Raw genomic sequence first — 16,766 nt, 5'->3', positions numbered from 1 at the left:
ATTTTGCACGCCTCTGCTGGCGTTAGGTTACACGGCTTCATAAATATACAGCAAATAGGTTTAGGAGTTGAAAGCTAAATATAGTAATCAAAACTTATGAAGTCAAGGCCTTAAAGATTAAATAATCGTTAAAATATGTCGCTATGGTTGCTGCCCGATGTATAGGGTACCTCTTGAACCATCACAGCCCTCGCCTGCTGATCATTAATCTTTCATTCAAAATCTGGTAATATCTGTCAATCCGTCTTTTGTTCTGCTGCTGGAGTAAACTTGGATATAAGTTCATTATGATATTGATCATTAGCATCACAACAGCAAAAAGGTACAGGCCATGGATGATTTTTATGAGTATAAAAACCAGCATAAACAGAAAGGCGATGATATGACCCACCTCAGCTCTCGTCATCTCGGATCTATATTCACCCACCTCACTCAACATGATTCTCTTTTTTATGGATAGCTTAGGATTGAAATACTTAAAAAAACTATGGAAAATTATCCATTTGAATGGTTGTAGACTCAGGATTTTATTTATCCGCTCACTCTTAACGAAGTTCAGGCCTGCAAGCCTTTCATGATAAAATTTGGTTTTAAAAAGTAATGCGGTGAGGATCAGACCGATTATCCAGGAAATAAGGCAATAGAGAAACTGTATGTAATATATTTAACCATGCTTTTTTACCTTAAATTTAGACTATAGTTTGGTGAAACGGGCTATAGAACACTAGGCTATACAAATATACGTTATTAAACTAATAATCTATGTCCTTGGCCTGACGACGAGCTATTTCTACATTTAACAGTTCATAATTATGTTGAATAAGTTCATTGAAGGAGGCAAGGCTTTGTGTTAATGAATTTTTTACGATAGAGATGAAATATATATCCGTATTTATACTTCTCCTAAGCAGCCATGTTTTGTCTGCCCAGCCCCTAACTAGCACGCCAGCAGGGTGCGCCATTACAGTGGGTACCCAATACAGGATTTATCAGATCGTAACTACATCATATAATAGCAGACCAACTTATCAAGGAACAGGGGGAGTGAGATACACCACATGGACGGATGGCGGTACTGGAGTTGACCAGACGCGATTGAGTTGCCTTACCCTAAACACCGGAGCATCTAATGCATGTTATGTGAAAACCGGTACTGGCACAACTGCAAGCAATTATACATCAGGAACAAATACAACATTCACTATAAATGCTGGAACAGCTTACAATGAGAGTGGTGTTGGGACTTGTACCAATGTACCTATTGATAATGATGTGGGGATGTTGGTTCTGGCTGGCTGCCTGATCGGAATTGTGATAAATAAACGAAAAAGTTTGATTTTTCATAGCTTGCCAAACGTTAAATAGCAATTCAGAAAGGCATTTAGTTAAGAACATCAATAACTAGCTGTTTAATATCAAATCAGTTGACCACCCTGTGCGGAAGAAACCTTTACATCGCAAGTGGGCTCTCCGTCAGATGTTAAATAGACAGCATAATTCAGTAGTCTTGTAAATATTTTTTTTAAAATTATTGAACAGAACGCCCAAAGATGCTCAGGTATTTGGTATTGTTCTTGTTATCAAAACTTTACCTAAAATGAAAAACTTATGAATTCAAATGATTTCAATGTACAGATTTATACTCATGCGCATGCACTGAGGAATTATGCGTTAAAGTTTACAAATGACGAAGAAGATGCAAACGATCTTTTTCAAGATACAATGATTAAAGCCATTCGGTTCTTTCATAATTATCAGCAAGGAACAAACCTTAAAGGCTGGCCGTTTGTGATCATGAAAAATACATTCATAAACGATTATAGAAATCGTTCATAAAGATATTAATTATGTAAATCCTCCAAAAGATGTTTACATAGAAACATTAACAAAAGCAGGAGTTCCCGCTGAATATGTTGTAATGTTTGCAGGTTTTGCCGAGACCATTAAGCAAGGAGAATTTTCAGCTGTGAATACAGATTTAGAAAAAATTTTAGGTAGAAAACCAGTGACTGCTAAAGTGTTTTTTAAAGAATATTATGCTTCTAACTAGCATCCTAAAATAAATATCTAGCGAACAGTTTAATGATTGTTCGCTCTTTTTGTAAACTTTAATTTAGATAACCTAATGCCCCCCTCTTTTGCAAAAATGGCAAAAAGGTAATCTTAAATTTTTCGAAGCTTGGCTCTTAGTAACGCATCATCCCATACCTACTAACCCTGTCTCATAATTCCCTAATTCTTTGTTAGGTTTCGGTGATGGAGAGCTTAGAAACACTAGTGGTTCCAAAGGCGCTTATTTTCTATCCTACTTATTTTCGCTTTCTTCCTAACTTCTCATAAACTCACTCCATTAATTAAATGACGCATTCAGTTTTTGATAATGTGTAATTGATAAATTTTAGGTCAAAGCCAACGGTTGTTTTTATGCTGGAAAAGAATATTAAGACGAGGAACTCTGTTTTAAATGCCAGTGCATTAGTCACATTAAGATATGCCTTTTTTTACCCTGCATTTTTGGATTTTTAACAATCAATTTACTAAATTAGCATTACCCCCATTGTTACAGATCATCTCATGATTTACACAGCGGCTAAAACTGTTAAATCTTTTTATCATGAGTGAATTAACCTTCAACTGGTTCAAAGCATCGTGTTACCATCGGTTATGCAATCTACAAGCCTGCCCCTCCAGATGCGTTTATAAATACACTTAGTTGGAAATCTGATCATACATTGATAAACTCTTCCCATTACGAACTCAACAGGTTCAGCGCTTAAACTCTTTGTAAATTCTTACCAGGGGTAAAAAAAATACAATATCTCTACATTTCTTAACAAAATTGATATGAATAAAACGCTCCATTCAACTACAAAACCTGCCTGTCGGCACTCATGTACACCGCCCGTGAAATCCAAACACAATTTTATGATTTCTGCTTATTCCTCACCTTCAAAAAAAGCCTGAAGCACTATGGCTATAATTTAAAAGAGTTGGATGAAGAGATTTTGGTTCAGGATGCCGATTTCTTTGCAACCGTCGAAGATCCCTTTGTGGTAAGATCGTATCAATCCATGATTATTTGTATGGCATTAGCAGATGATATTGAGCTGATACATGGAATTACCACATTTGAATGCCTGGACAGTACCGAGATCGAAGAAGCATCAGCCCGCTATAGTCCCACCATACAGGATCACCTCATCACCAAAAGTTACGCTCAACTACTGTTCTATTACATCACGTTCTACGATTCCATTTTACTGAGCCTTTACTATTATGCCTGCGCCCTGACTTTAGAAAGCTACGATATACCTAAACAAATGCGCACACGCCTGCAATATTCTTTTGAAGGGAGCTACAAACACCTCGATTTGAAAAATGCCGATGTAGTAATGATATTGGAAACAATGGAAGGTTTTATTAAAGAGCAGCTAAACATCAAGGATTTGGTTGAGGAATTAAAACCTAATATCAGTTGCCCGAAGGTATAAAGGTAATCTATCAAATAGAACTCAAAACCAAGGCTCAACGCCAGGCGCTTTGACAATCTGTTTTACCAGCGGGCTTTTTGTCCGTACTTTAAGCCTGAAGCAACGATAAAGGCTAAATTCTCTCAATGGCGAGCTACAGGTTTTAGATCCACCTCCGGCCAGGTATATATTGAACAGGTCTTCGGGATGATAAGAATTTACATACAAATTCGTAATTAGTGTCTACTAAACACCAATTACGAATTTGTTTCTAATTTAAAAAGTTGCAAACATTTTCTCAGGGCTAACTTAAGTCAATTACAGTAGTATTGATTTCACTTGTAAGTTATTTAGCCTCTAAGGCTGACCAGGAAATATAGGTCGAACTTAACAATTGTCTCAAAAAACGAACGTTTTTTCCCCCGGTTGCTTCTTGCTTTGAGCTAATGATTTCCATAAAGTTCGGCAAAACCAAATTGCTCATAAAGTGTTTAGATGTTAATAAAATCTAAAGCCCTTGTCATTGAAATCTTTATCAAAAACCCGATGGCGGATTGAGCCGGGCCGTATAACAGTTTACCCATACGGTCTATCCTATATTCTTGCTGCCGTACTGTCCATTTTTTTCCTGAGCGGATACTTGGTCTATCTTTATTACCTCCGAAATTCTTTTACTTCTTCTCTGCCAATACTTATTATCCTGACGGCGGTCGTTTCCTTGTTCATCCTGTGGGCGGGCACATCTGTAGAGTTTGACACTAGTGCTGGCATCATGCGAAAAAAAATAATGGGCTTGCTAACCATATCCTCTCTTCCCTTTTCTAAAATATACGGCATTTCACCTGTTTCCAACATGGCTGGTTCCTATACCTACAGGCTATTTAAAAAAAATGATCGATACGGAAAAGGGATATTGGTATCATCCAGTTATGGAAAAAATGATGATCCCAATGCAATCGCCTTTGTCGATGAGGTTATCACACCTATACACCGTCATCTGGAAGCGCATGATAGCCCGGGAGATTTCGCCCCACACCATATTGATGAGTATAAGTTTTTTATTCCAAATGGTGGCGCATACATTCTTAAAAGAAACAGAATCGGCAGTCTGCTACTTGGCGTTTGTCTTTTGGCTATAGGTGTTCATGAAATTACCCCCTATGCATGGCTGGGCGGCGGCTTTAATATCGGTAGAGTTTGCTTTCTGCTTTTTACCCTGGTTGGAGGACCGGCCATTATCCTGTCAGGTTTTACCGAAATCACTTTTGACAAGGGTTCCAGAATGCTCACGCGAAAAAACCCTATCGGATTGGGGAACAGAACTTATTCATTTGATGATTTTAATGGAATTCAAACGGTTAGAAAATCAACTAATATGATTTATTCGGGAACCGATGTACAGTTATATTTTTTAATACCAGGCAAGCAGAAAGAAGATGTATTGGTTTTATCAAGTTTCTTTAGCACAAAAAAAGTGGAACGCTTTGTAGCGGAAGTTAACAGCATCTTTATTAAACAAACCATATAACTATTGCGCTATCTAACCATCCACGGTAGCTGTTTTCAGATTTTCAACTCTATAAAATCTATCAAATAATCTGGGAAGATCGGCTTGGCTAATCCCCATTCCTGAATCTATAATCCTAAAACAGCGTTGTGTTCATCTGCGAAGCAATCAATAAATATTTCAGTATTATTAGGTGAATATTTTATAGCATTACTAATCAGGTTATTAATCACCTGACCTAGTTTATCTCTATCTGCATTGATAAATAGTTTATCACTAAACTTTTGAGTAATATGATGACCACAACTTGTTGTCATATATTCATCAACCACTGCCCTAACCACGTTCGTCAATTCAATCGTTGCCAAATCCATTCCAATTTTAAACTGCTGGGATTAGGGTTTAAATACAGGTATACTAAAGAAAAAGGTCGATCCTTTTTGGGGAATACTTTTTACCCATATCCTACCATGGTGTCTCTGGATAATTTCTGAACACAGGTAGAGACCGATCCCAAATCCAGATATGCCTGCAGTGTTATTTCCCTCCACCCGATAATAACGGTCGAACAATTTTTCCAAGTCTTTTTCAGCGATACCCATACCCTCATCATGTACGCTGACCCTGGCACAACCTTCCTCTGCCACACAGGCAATCCGGATAGTAGTATCTGGTGCGGAGTATTTTAGTGCGTTGCTGATCAGGTTAGTAATGACCTGACCAATCTTATCGCGATCGCCTTCTACCCAGGTTGTTGATACGGGATCGAAAATAATATGATGGGTAGTATTGGCTGGAATCGTTTCCTCTTCAATTTCCTTTACCAGGTCTTTCATATCGAAGCGGTGTTTATCTATATGGATTTTGCCGGCTTCCAGGCGGGAGACGTTCAGAAAACCATTGATCATTGTTGTCATTTTGCTCACCTGCTTCCTTCCTTTCTCGAGTATGGTTTGTGAAAGCCTATCCTCGCCCTTTTTTGCCTTCGCTTCGAGCACTTGAAGAAAGCCACTCAAAGAGGTGAGCGGTGTTTTCAGCTCATGGCTAACCATGGCAATAAAATCATTTTTGCGCTGATCATCCTTTTTTGCTTCGGTAATATCCATAACAATGCCCGAGAAGTTGTCTAATTCTCCTTTTTCATCTTGAGTAACCCGGCCAAGCGAGCGTAGCCAAATGATCTCGTTATCGTTAAAGCGCTTCTGCTGATAAGTGATATCATAATCTAACCCTTCTCTGATCGACCTTTCGATATCGGCCAGAATGATTGGTCGGAACTCCTCAGTTACTTGACCGATAGCCTGTTCATAAGTCATTGGCGAACTGCTTTCATACCCGAAAATCCTGGCCAGCATATCGTTGTATTGCAGGTTTTTTGATAGCGGGTTAATGTGCCAGATCCCCAGGCGAGCTGCTGAAACTGCTAAATTGAATTGCTTGTTCAAACGTTCCAAATCTTTGCGGGCCTTAACCTGATCGGTTACATCAACAGCCATATCGATCACGCCGGTGATTTGACCATCCTCAATCAGAGGGCTATAGGTGAAATCATAATACCCGGTTTCCTGTTGCCCATTGCGTATCAAAGTAACTTGATTACCATAACCACGAATGGTTTCGCCGGTTGTGAATACCTTACAAAGCAGTTGGTAAGCTTCTTGCCCGGCCAGTTCTGGTATCGCATCAAGTAAAGGTTTGCCAACAATGTCTTTGGTTTTGCCCAATAATTCAAGCATTTGAGGGTTGGCAGCCTCGATGTTTAGATCAATACCACGAAATAAGACAATAGCAACAGGTGCCTGGTTGATTAAACTGCGGCCACGTGCATCACTTAACAAACTGGCACTAAGTAATTGTTTGTTTTCTTCGTCAGCCGCTTTCAACAACCTGACGTTCCGTCTGAGTTCCATTTTATCCATCACCTGGCGGGCGATAATCCTCAAGGCTTTCTTTTGTTGATCCGTAAGCTTTTTCGCAACCGAATCGATTACGCAAAGTGAGCCTAAAGCAAACCCTTCCTGATTGACAAGAGGAACGCCTGCATAAAATGCAATATCAGGATGACCTGTTACCAATGGATTATCGCTAAACCGCTCATCCTGGGTCGCATCCTCTATCTCCATCAATTCTTTAGGGTCGAGAATTGCATGAGCGCAAAAAGAGTAAGCCCTGTCTGTTTCTGCAACTCCCAGACCATAGTTAGATTTGAACCATTGCCTTTCCTTGTCCACCAGGCTAATCAAGGCAATGGGTGTACCGCAGATACCCGCCGCCAGCTCAGTCAGGTCGTTATATTCCTCTTCCGGGAGTGTATCCAAAATTTGGTACGAATGGAGCGCAAGAAGACGATCTTGTTCATTCTGCGTTTGAGAATAGACTGACATATTTTATTTTAGAATTCATCAAAGATACACACTTATAAAAATATTTAGAAACCAGACAACGAGATGATCGATTGTACTTGTGGTATGCTCTCTAAGGCTAACAGACATTTCAGAACGGGATGTTTGAAGCAATTTTTTCAAGGTAAAGTAAACTCACAAATCCAAAATTCTGCTTAATCGTTTGGAAGCAGCTGCTCACCACCATGTTTAAACAAAAATCTTAAACTTTTCTTTTAAAATTTCTGCTACCTTCCCTTCCTGATTTATCGGCTTAACCCTTGAAGGCTTAACTTTTCTGTAAGTGATAGACACCCTTCTTTGTCTATGTTGAAATTCTCCGTTTAGTTTGTCTTTCTTTCTAGGTGGTATACCATGGCTCCATCTTTTGCGCGAATCATCTTGCATAATATACATTGAACGCCTTGGAATCTCCACATCAATTACTTCCAGATTGGCACCTTTAATGAAACGCATCACGCAGCCACTTCCTAAATTAACGCCACAAATCTGGTTTTCATAATAGGCCCGGTCTTTATGCGGTTTAATGCCCTCTCCAGGGACATATTCGTTTATAATTACCTGATCCGGTTGATACTGCAAGGTCCCTGTACTCACAAGTTTTTCTGATAGCTGATAAATTTTTGGCGGTATTGGAACGGGAAATGGGATTAAATCATAGGGGGATTCCAGCTCGTTGCGGTATCCATAATACTGCAGTCGCCTGGAATAGTCGACTGCCCAGATTTGGTTGTCAATTTCAGAAAGTAATTGTTTTTCCAGTTCCTCATCGATAAAATCAGGAAATAAATATAATCCGGGAATTGATGTCTCCATAGTTTAAACCGTGTTTTTATGTGATATGGCGATGTCAGAACACGCAACTGGCCAAAATTGTTGGGATATTTTGGATCTATTGCAAATTTACAACTTGTGCCATCAAGTAAGCCTGGTAGCGGATTGCTAGCGAACTAAATTAACATTTAGGGTGGTACAGATGAAATTTATAAAACCTTATTCATTTAATTATGGTTGTAAATTATGATATCTGGACGCTAAAAATGACCTTTCTGAATGCGTTGAGGAAAACATATTAATATTACTTAAACCACATCATCATGCTAGCAATGAATTACAGGGGGCCATTCCGCGTCCGCGCCGAACAGCGCCCCATGCCAGAAATTCTCCATCCCGAGGATGCGATAGTACGTGTAACACGAACATGTATCTGCGGCTCCGATCTGCACCTCTATCATGGAATGGTTCCTGATACCCGCGTAGGCTCAACATTTGGGCATGAGTTTATAGGTATTATTGAAGAAGTAGGCCCATTGGTAACCAATGTAAAGATTGGAGACCAGGTATTGGTGCCCTTCAACATCGCCTGCGGAAAGTGCAACTTTTGCAAACAGGGGCTGTATGGCAATTGCCATGAATCTAATTCCATGGCTACCGCTGTCGGTGGAATATTTGGCTATTCGCATACAGCCGGCGGTTATAACGGTGGTCAGGCCGAATATGTAAGGGTTCCATATGCGAATTTCGGCCCTACAGTTATTCCTGCTGATATGGATCCCGACGACGCTGTTCTGCTTACCGATGTGGTACCTACCGGTTACCAGGCAGCAGAAATGGGCGGTATTAAAGAAGGTGATACTGTTGTGGTTTTTGGCGCCGGGCCAATTGGGATTATGGCTGCCAGGTGTGCCTGGTTTTTTGGTGCCGCCCGTGTAATCATCATTGACCACATCGAGTACCGCCTGGAGTTTGCAAAAAACTATTCAAAGTGCGAAGCATACAATTTTAAATCAATGGCCGACCCAGTCGTTTTCCTGAAAAAGACCACAGACTGGTATGGTGCTGATGTGTGTATTGATTGTGTAGGATGTGAAGCGGAAGGCAACACTTTACAAACCTTTACCGGTAAGGTAACATTGATGCAGGCAGGTGCTGCAACTGCATTACAATGGGCTATCAATTCGGTAAAAAAGGGTGGAATTGTATCTGTAGTTGGCGTTTACGGCCCACCTTTTAATTATGTACCTATCGGTAACGTACTTAATAAAGGGATTACCCTTCGGGCAAATCAGGCCTCCGTAAAAAGGTTGCTTCCGAAACTTATCGAACATGTTCAATCTGGCAGGCTAAATCCGAAAGGCCTTATCACCCATCGTGTTCCATTGGAGGAGATTTCCGATGCCTACAACATCTTCTCAAAAAAACTTGACGAATGTATCAAAACCGTGTTAATCCCTTCAGCTAAACATTAAAATCATGAATATTGAAAACGAAGATTATAAAAACATTCCAGGATGGGGAATGGATATAGACTTAGATAATGAGCCTACCTATCCCATGAAGAATTATACCGGAGATGATCATAAAAGAAGTGATTACGAACGTTCCGAACAGCAGAAGGTCGATGTTGAACTTTTAAAATCCAATGAACGGCCGCAATATAGTGTGGTGTTTGGAAATACCGTACCGCCATCCGGATTAAGCGGAATGATCAGGCGCTATGCGTTTAAACATAGCGAGGACAGATACCGGCACTGGATCCCCCTTATCATGGCCGATAGGGTTAATGCCTGGGAGGGTATTATTGAAGATTTAGCAAAGGGCATTATTCCAAATGTACTTGCCGAGCGAGGTATAAAATCGGAGCTTCGGTACAATGCTAAAGGATTTGCAACCAAAATGTTCGTTACAGCGGCGGTAAGCGTGCTGATGGTTGCATGGATCAGAAACAAGAAAAAATAGTTTCCTGTCAAATCGAAATTTAATACCCTTGAATTAAAAATGCCGCACATGCGGCATTTTAATTTACCTATATATCGATCTTAAATTTAACGTGGTAACAAACCATATGAAGCTTTCCAATTCATAAGCGCTGTGGTGGAAGTGAATATCTTGTTAAGCGCTATGATGCATCAACAATAGATTTTTTTTGAAGACAAATCTTTAACCTAATGGTTTTTAGGTTAACTATCGGCCTGGTGTTTATGAGTAAGGACTCAAATTTCTTAGACGGCTACTCAATCGCTTATGGAGCAACTGATTGATAGCCAGTAAAAACTTGGTAAACCTGATAGGTTTTGAAAGAAAATGGTCTGCCTCTACCTGAAAGGCCTGCAGCGCATGTTCGGGATGACCGGTTACAAAAATAATGAACCGGACATGCTCACGAATGAGTCTTGCAACATCCAAACCAGAAATTTGCATATTAATATCAAGAAAGAGAAAGTCAATATTTTTGAAATTTTCCTTCTTTTTCAGCGCCTCCACAGGATTTAGGTAAGATTTTATCAATTGCAACTTTGGAACCAGTGAGATATGCTCTTTTATTACCTCAATTCCATTTGAATCATCATCAATGATGATACAGCTATATTTTTTTACTGATTTTTTCATTCATAAAAGATTTAAACGTTGTGGATCAACATGGGTACTCGAATGCGCTCGAAACGGATACGAAGCAGATGTTTGTTGAAATGGTGTAGTACAACAAATTGTTAAATCTAAAGGAAATCAATCTAACGTTGTTTTCCCAATGTATTCCTACCCTACAGTGTTATAAACGTAGAATTTTACCTTACGGTTTTTATGAAATTTGCCGCGGCAGATTTGCGACTATAGCTTTTAAGTGAGTATGAGGCGTAATCTACATTCTGATGGTTATTGATTTTTTAACGAATGACTTTGAAGTGTTTTCGAACACAAGAAAAGTGTATTTGAACACGTGTGACGAATTCATTTGACTGAACTTTGCCTTGTAATAAAATGGTAAGTCGCCTTAAAATGAAACGAGACAATGAAACATCTGCTTTTAACAATCCTTTTTCTTAATTTTTATACCCTGTTGTTTTCACAATCGAAAGCCGATAATATTGTTGGTGTATGGTACAGTCAGGTAAAAGAGGGCAATGTGCAAATATTTAAGACAGGTGAAAAATACTATGGGAAACTGATCTATTTAAAAAATGCTGTCGATATTGATGGAAAACCCATTTTAGATGTCAACAATCCTGACAAAGAAAAACGAAAAATGCCGCTGGTAGGCATTCTTTTATTGACAGAAATTACATTTGATAACCAAAAAAATAGCTGGAAGGGAAAGCTTTATGATTATGATGGGCAGAAAGGTAATACCTATGACTCTTATTTAACCATTACTAAAAACGGTAGCCTCAATATTAAAGGCTTTTGGGGAATCTCTTTCTTTGGCTTAAATCGCGGACTGACTTTGGAAAAAGTTGATGTGGAATAATCTTATATTTAAATCTTTTAAATTGCCGGAATGAATCAGCAGCAGCCTTACCGAATAACAACAATTAAGGATTACCATAAAATACTGGGTATAGCCAATCCTGAGCATCCGATGATTAGCGTGATAAACCTTGCTGAAATAACACCATATCGAAGTGAGGAAACAATCAGGGTGGTTTTTGATTTTTATATTATCTCACTGAAAAAGGTGGAAGAAGGAGATGTGCATTATGGTTATGGACAACAAAAGTATGATTTCGATGACGGTATACTATTTTTTATAGCTCCTAACCAGATATTTTCATTTAAAGCTGATGATGCTTTTAGGAGTGCGGGAAGTATGCTGCTGATTCATCCTGATTTCCTGTGGGGCAATCCGTTAGCCAAAGCCATTAAAAAATATGAGTTTTTTAATTATGCAATAAATGAAGCGCTTTTTGTTTCTGAAAAAGAAGAAATTGTTTTGAAAAGCCTTATCAAAAATATCGAGCAGGAATATCGTTCACATATTGATCAATTCAGTGAATCGATTATGATCTCTCAGATTGAATCATTCCTTAATTATTCAAATCGGTTTTATATGCGTCAGTTTCTTACCCGTAAAATATCTGGAAATCAAATACTGGATAAACTGGAAAAAATTCTTGACGACTATTTTAACAATGAAGACATTATTAATAATGGATTGCCTACCGTACAGCATATTGCGCAACAGCTCAATTGTTCTCCCAACTATTTGAGTGGTATTTTGAAAACCCTTACTGGTCAGAACACCCAGCAGCACATTCATGAAAAAATCATTACAAAAGCAAAAGAAAAACTTTCCACTACTACACTCACCGTTGGGGAAATTGCTTTTGAGCTGGGATTCGAATATCCACAGTCGTTTAGCAAATTATTTAAGAGTAAAACCGAACTTACTCCGGTTGAATTCAGGGCGTCTTTTAATTAATTTTAAATTATCAATCGCTATATGTTGGATTTTCTAGCCTTATTGAAATCGAGAAATGAGTGCTTATTTTATTTTGGGATGCTATGTCTTTTCCTTGCAGTTTTAATCCTGATCCTATCAAAAATTGTTTATATACAGATGAATGGTGTAAATGCATGGTACAAACCGGCCAAATTTGCGCTATCAATAGGGATTTTTAGCTTAACGATGGGGTGGTATACCGGATATCTTGATGCTTATAAATACATCAGCGTATACAATTGGTCAGTGATTATCTTTCTGGGATTCGAATTGTTTTACATCACACTTCAGGCTTCCCGGAGTCAGCTGTCACATTATAATTTCAGTTCGGGTTTATATACTTCACTTACTGTAGCAATGGCTATTGCAGCGATAGCTGTTACCTTGTACACTGGTTATATTGGTATATTGTTTTGTACCTACAGGTTTGCCACCCTTCCTGATTATTACGTTTGGGCCATTCGTTTAGGAATCTTTTTATTTGTCATATTTGCTTTTGAAGGCGCCGTGATGGGTGCAAATGGTTCGCCCAGGATAGGTGTTAATGACGGCCAAACAATACCTTTTCTGAACTGGAGTCTTAAATATGGCGATCTGCGCATCGCCCATTTCATCGGAATGCACGCTTTGCAACTGTTGCCATTACTTGCAGTTTATCTACTCAAAGACCTTAAGATAGTTTTTTTGACAGGCTTCCTGTACGCTATACTTGCGTTTTTTTGCCTGGTATTAGCGCTTAATGGTAAGTCATGGCCAAATGCCCGGTCTTTTACTAAAGTGGGTAAATTCCATTGAAGCCTGAGCTTAAAAAAGGGGATGGCCATCCGGCAGATCCCCCTTTCATCACTAACTAATTTACATTCGCGATCCGCAGACCGGTTCTCTTGTATTACTTTACTGTTTTAATTAACCAGGAGAGAATAATGCGAAACGCTTCTGGTGCTACCAAGGGGGAAAGCGAAACGATTCTTTGTAAAATTCTTGTTTTTAGGGCAACTTTAATACTGGATTAACATTCCGAACTTACTTTTGAAAATTACTAACGGTTTACATGTTTTATTGCTGATCTGCAATTTTGTTCTCGCTTGATACCTTTTAACCTGCATCCATAATTTAAATATTTACAATGAAAAAATACATCGCCCTGTTTATCATCACCATTATCTATCAGGGGGCATATGCTCAATGGCTTGGGAAAATTGAGAATACCAAACAGGTTCTTCTACCTAACGGCTGGAAATTAAGTCCGGCAGGGCATTCTATTCCCCTTGGCGATTTACCATTGAATATGCAGGTGAGTACTTCAGGAAAATATATAGCGATTACCAATAACGGACAAAGTACCCAATCGCTGCAGTTGATAGATGCTAAAAGTGAAAAAGTACTTGACGAAAAGACTTTGGCTAAATCATGGTACGGCCTTGCATTCAGCAAAGATGAAAATCATCTGTATGTATCGGGAGGGAACGATAACATCATTATTAAATTCACGATCCGTAATCAAAAGCTTGCAGAGAGCGATACCATAAAACTTGGGGAACCCTGGCCGAAAAGCAAAATAAGTCCCGCAGGCATTGCAGTAAATAAATCAGGCACAAAACTTTTTACCGTAACTAAAGAAGATAGTTGCCTTTATTTTATCAATCCTGCAAGTAAACAAATAACAGGAAAAATTCAATTGCCGGCGATCGCATACAGTTGTGTCCTTTCATCGAATGAATCTAAATTATACATTTCGTTATGGGGAGGTCGGGCGGTGGCAGTAGTAAATACCGCTGAAGAAAAAATAATAGCAACCATTCCTGTCGGCGATCATCCAAACGAACTTTTGCTTAATAGAAAGGGGAATTATTTGTTTGTGGCTAATGCAAATGATAATTCTGTTTCGGTGATTAATACGCTAACCAATAAAGTTATCGAAACAATCGCCACCACTTTGTATGCAACTCAATTAACAGGCTCGACCACAAACGGTTTAGCCCTGAGTGTTAACGAAAAAACCCTTTACATTGCAAATGCAGACAATAACTGTCTGGCAGTTTTTGATGTCAGCCGCCCTGGAACCAGTCAAAGTCAGGGCTTTATTCCTGTTGGATGGTACCCTACTAGCGTTAAGGTTACAGGCTCAAAGATTTTGGTTTCTAATGGTAAAGGCAATACCTCCATGGCAAATCCTAAGGGGCCACAGCCGGTTTCAAAGGCCGATAACAGTGGCTATCAAATGGGAAGCACGGCCAATAACAAGCTTCAGTATATCGCAGGTTTATTTAAGGGTAGCTTGTCTTTTATTGATGTGCCTAAGCCTGAGCAATTAAAAACTTACACCCGGCAGGTTTATGCCAATACTCCCTTCACTGATAAGAAAGCCACAATAGCGGATGGCGAAGCAGGAAATCCAATTCCCCGTAGGCAGGGTGAGAAATCGCCCATTAAGCATGTATTTTACATCATCAAAGAAAACCGCACTTACGATCAGGTGCTGGGAGATGTGGCAAAAGGTAACGGCGATTGGACGCTGACGCTTTTTGGAAAAAAAATTACGCCGAACCAGCATGCTTTTGCGGAGAACTATGTGTTACTGGATAATTTCTATGTGGATGCGGAAGTGAGCGCTGACGGGCATAACTGGAGTATGGCCGCTTATGCAACTGATGTGGTAGAGAAAACATGGCCTACAAGCTACGGCGCACGTGGCGGAAGTACGACTTTTGAAGGCGGCAGACCGGTAACTTATCCGAAAGATGGCTTTATCTGGGATTATTGTCAGCGAGCTGGAGTGAGCTACCGCAGCTATGGTGAATTCGGAGATTACGCGAAAGCAAATATAAAGTCGCTTCAGGGACATATGTGTCCCGCTTCACCGGGATTTGATATGGACATCACCGATCAGGTAAGGGCTGATGCCTGGATACATGATTTTGATTCTCTTTTGGTTGCAGGTTCCGTTCCCCAATTCAGTACGCTCCGGGTGTCGAATGATCATACCAGCGGACAGAAAAAAGGAAAAGTTTCACCACAATCTGCAGTGGCAGATAACGATCTTGCTGTTGGGAGAATATTGGAAAGGCTTTCGCACAGCCCGATTTGGAAAGAATCTGTGGTATTTATTCTGGAGGATGATGCCCAGAACGGCCCGGACCATGTGGATGCACACCGGTCTCCGGCCTATGTAATTGGCCCCTACGTAAAAAGAAAATCAGTTGTTCACACCATGTATTCTACTTCGGGATTCTTAAGAACGATGGAGCTGATTCTGGGCTTACCCCCGATGAGTCAATATGATGCTGCCGCCGTTCCGCTGTTTGAATGTTTTACGGCCAAACCGGATTTCACACCATATAATGCCATCACGCCTTTGATTAATCTGAATAACAGAAACGTAGTCGTTAATGAGAGCAGCAAACGATCAGAACTTTTCAATTTTGCCAAAGAAGACTCAGCGCCCGATCTGGATTTGAATGAGGTGATCTGGAAATCAGTGAAGGGTGAAAATTCTGTAATGCCTGCGCCTAAGCGAAGCGCCTTTGTGATTTTGGAAAAGAGAAAAAAGGACGATGATGATTAATTGTGATATAGTTAATTCAATTGACTGATATTGGAGATATGTTAAGCGACCTTGATTAAATCTGAACTGACAACCGATTTAATAATAACGTTTTCTATTCCAAAGCCGTATTTTACTGCATTATTAACAAAGTTTTACCAAAGCCACAAAACTGCAGGTTGTATGATTTTTGTAACGATCCTGAAACATTAATTATTGGTTCCTGTTGTTAAGCCAAATTAAAAATGAACAACATGAACATGAAATTTACAAAATCGACAATGTTGATTGCTTTATTGGGCCTGTCGTCACAATTGTTTGCGCAAGACGCTAACATGACTACAACTGGTCGCTTTTCTCCAACCCAGTTCCGTACCTGGTCAATTGGTGTTCACGGAGGTGTATTAAGTCCTAACACGATTTTTAACGGGAAAGACAGAGATTTCCAGACTGCTAAAGAAAACATCGGCTACGGTGGTTATATCAAAAAACAAATTCTTCCTGCATTAGGTATCCAGGCAGATTTCTTAGCTGGTAAAGTAGAAGGTTTAAGAGCAACTACGGGTTTAGATGCTAATGGCAACTATACTTCAACTAACAATTCTGAATTTAAAACCAATATCCA

15 protein-coding genes and 1 pseudogene are annotated in these 16,766 nt (G+C 39.5%); 11 read left to right on the top strand and 5 right to left on the bottom strand.

Annotated features, from left to right (window positions below):
* Nucleotides 1-181: 181 nt before the first annotated feature.
* A complete protein-coding gene (locus AC570I_RS00080) occupies nt 182-613 on the bottom strand; it encodes a glycosyl-4,4'-diaponeurosporenoate acyltransferase CrtO family protein (RefSeq protein WP_497404634.1) in 432 nt (143 codons plus the stop codon).
* A gap of 260 nt (nt 614-873) precedes the next feature.
* Here AC570I_RS00080 and AC570I_RS00075 point away from each other — a divergent pair, with 260 nt between their 5' ends.
* From AC570I_RS00075 to AC570I_RS00060, 4 genes are all read left to right on the top strand, one after another.
* Nucleotides 874-1,365 carry a hypothetical protein gene (locus AC570I_RS00075; protein ID WP_497403172.1) on the top strand — a complete coding sequence of 164 codons (492 nt, stop codon included), beginning with the start codon at nt 874-876 and terminating at the stop codon, nt 1,363-1,365.
* A 243-nt stretch (nt 1,366-1,608) separates the two neighbouring features.
* Nucleotides 1,609-1,836 carry a sigma factor gene (locus AC570I_RS00070; protein WP_497403170.1) on the top strand — a complete coding sequence of 76 codons (228 nt, stop codon included), beginning with the start codon at nt 1,609-1,611 and terminating at the stop codon, nt 1,834-1,836.
* Nucleotides 1,837-2,891: 1,055 nt separating this feature from the next.
* Complete coding sequence (locus AC570I_RS00065; protein WP_497403168.1) at nt 2,892-3,491, top strand: hypothetical protein; 600 nt, start codon at nt 2,892-2,894, stop codon at nt 3,489-3,491.
* A 751-nt stretch (nt 3,492-4,242) separates the two neighbouring features.
* Entirely contained in the window at nt 4,243-4,998 is a 756-nt protein-coding gene (locus tag AC570I_RS00060; protein ID WP_497403166.1) for a hypothetical protein, read from the top strand.
* A gap of 107 nt (nt 4,999-5,105) precedes the next feature.
* Here the strand turns inward: AC570I_RS00060 and AC570I_RS00055 are convergent, their stop codons facing one another.
* From AC570I_RS00055 to AC570I_RS00045, 3 genes are all read right to left on the bottom strand, one after another.
* Entirely contained in the window at nt 5,106-5,351 is a 246-nt protein-coding gene (locus AC570I_RS00055; protein ID WP_497403164.1) for a hypothetical protein, read from the bottom strand.
* A gap of 21 nt (nt 5,352-5,372) precedes the next feature.
* The gene (locus AC570I_RS00050; protein ID WP_497403162.1) at nt 5,373-7,361 is read right to left on the bottom strand and encodes an ATP-binding protein; all 1,989 of its coding nucleotides are present in this window, start codon (nt 7,359-7,361) and stop codon (nt 5,373-5,375) included.
* A 207-nt stretch (nt 7,362-7,568) separates the two neighbouring features.
* Nucleotides 7,569-8,195, bottom strand: coding sequence for an alpha-ketoglutarate-dependent dioxygenase AlkB (locus AC570I_RS00045; protein WP_497403160.1), 627 nt, complete (start codon nt 8,193-8,195; stop codon nt 7,569-7,571).
* A gap of 281 nt (nt 8,196-8,476) precedes the next feature.
* Between AC570I_RS00045 and AC570I_RS00040 the strand changes: the two genes are divergently transcribed.
* Together AC570I_RS00040 and AC570I_RS00035 are read left to right on the top strand one after the other, a co-directional pair.
* Nucleotides 8,477-9,628, top strand: coding sequence for a zinc-dependent alcohol dehydrogenase (locus AC570I_RS00040; RefSeq protein WP_497403157.1), 1,152 nt, complete (start codon nt 8,477-8,479; stop codon nt 9,626-9,628).
* A gap of 4 nt (nt 9,629-9,632) precedes the next feature.
* A complete protein-coding gene (locus AC570I_RS00035) occupies nt 9,633-10,118 on the top strand; it encodes a hypothetical protein (RefSeq protein WP_497403155.1) in 486 nt (161 codons plus the stop codon).
* Between the two features lie 240 nt (nt 10,119-10,358).
* Here AC570I_RS00035 and AC570I_RS00030 read toward each other — a convergent pair whose 3' ends face one another.
* Nucleotides 10,359-10,769: a LytR/AlgR family response regulator transcription factor gene (locus tag AC570I_RS00030; protein ID WP_497403153.1), complete on the bottom strand. Its 411-nt coding sequence runs from the start codon at nt 10,767-10,769 to the stop codon at nt 10,359-10,361.
* Between the two features lie 400 nt (nt 10,770-11,169).
* On the opposite strand from AC570I_RS00030, the gene AC570I_RS00025 reads away from it, so the two are divergent.
* The 5 genes and pseudogenes from AC570I_RS00025 to AC570I_RS00005 all read left to right on the top strand — a co-directional run.
* Nucleotides 11,170-11,625 (top strand): DUF2147 domain-containing protein, encoded by a 456-nt coding sequence (locus AC570I_RS00025; RefSeq protein ID WP_497403151.1) that lies wholly within the window; start codon nt 11,170-11,172, stop codon nt 11,623-11,625.
* Between the two features lie 30 nt (nt 11,626-11,655).
* Complete coding sequence (locus AC570I_RS00020; RefSeq protein ID WP_497403149.1) at nt 11,656-12,576, top strand: helix-turn-helix domain-containing protein; 921 nt, start codon at nt 11,656-11,658, stop codon at nt 12,574-12,576.
* A gap of 138 nt (nt 12,577-12,714) precedes the next feature.
* Nucleotides 12,715-13,392, top strand: coding sequence for a hypothetical protein (locus AC570I_RS00015; RefSeq protein ID WP_497403147.1), 678 nt, complete (start codon nt 12,715-12,717; stop codon nt 13,390-13,392).
* Between the two features lie 331 nt (nt 13,393-13,723).
* Nucleotides 13,724-16,162 (top strand): alkaline phosphatase family protein, encoded by a 2,439-nt coding sequence (locus AC570I_RS00010; RefSeq protein WP_497403145.1) that lies wholly within the window; start codon nt 13,724-13,726, stop codon nt 16,160-16,162.
* A gap of 239 nt (nt 16,163-16,401) precedes the next feature.
* A pseudogene (locus tag AC570I_RS00005) lies at nt 16,402-16,766 on the top strand (OmpA family protein); the annotation flags it as partial.

The sequence above is a fragment of the Pedobacter sp. A2324 genome (genome assembly GCF_059693705.1).
This window is presented reverse-complemented; position numbering and strand designations above follow the sequence as displayed.

Coding starts and splice junctions, on each gene's coding strand:
- AC570I_RS00040 (WP_497403157.1), top strand. CDS start 8,477: ATGCTAGCAATGAATTACAGGGGGCCATTCCGCGTCCGCGCCGAACAG.
- AC570I_RS00045 (WP_497403160.1), bottom strand. CDS start 8,195: ATGGAGACATCAATTCCCGGATTATATTTATTTCCTGATTTTATCGAT.
- AC570I_RS00010 (WP_497403145.1), top strand. CDS start 13,724: ATGAAAAAATACATCGCCCTGTTTATCATCACCATTATCTATCAGGGG.
- AC570I_RS00075 (WP_497403172.1), top strand. CDS start 874: ATGAAATATATATCCGTATTTATACTTCTCCTAAGCAGCCATGTTTTG.
- AC570I_RS00015 (WP_497403147.1), top strand. CDS start 12,715: ATGAATGGTGTAAATGCATGGTACAAACCGGCCAAATTTGCGCTATCA.
- AC570I_RS00035 (WP_497403155.1), top strand. CDS start 9,633: ATGAATATTGAAAACGAAGATTATAAAAACATTCCAGGATGGGGAATG.
- AC570I_RS00050 (WP_497403162.1), bottom strand. CDS start 7,361: ATGTCAGTCTATTCTCAAACGCAGAATGAACAAGATCGTCTTCTTGCG.
- AC570I_RS00070 (WP_497403170.1), top strand. CDS start 1,609: ATGAATTCAAATGATTTCAATGTACAGATTTATACTCATGCGCATGCA.
- AC570I_RS00065 (WP_497403168.1), top strand. CDS start 2,892: ATGTACACCGCCCGTGAAATCCAAACACAATTTTATGATTTCTGCTTA.
- AC570I_RS00055 (WP_497403164.1), bottom strand. CDS start 5,351: ATGGATTTGGCAACGATTGAATTGACGAACGTGGTTAGGGCAGTGGTT.
- AC570I_RS00025 (WP_497403151.1), top strand. CDS start 11,170: ATGAAACATCTGCTTTTAACAATCCTTTTTCTTAATTTTTATACCCTG.
- AC570I_RS00030 (WP_497403153.1), bottom strand. CDS start 10,769: ATGAAAAAATCAGTAAAAAAATATAGCTGTATCATCATTGATGATGAT.
- AC570I_RS00020 (WP_497403149.1), top strand. CDS start 11,656: ATGAATCAGCAGCAGCCTTACCGAATAACAACAATTAAGGATTACCAT.
- AC570I_RS00060 (WP_497403166.1), top strand. CDS start 4,243: ATGCGAAAAAAAATAATGGGCTTGCTAACCATATCCTCTCTTCCCTTT.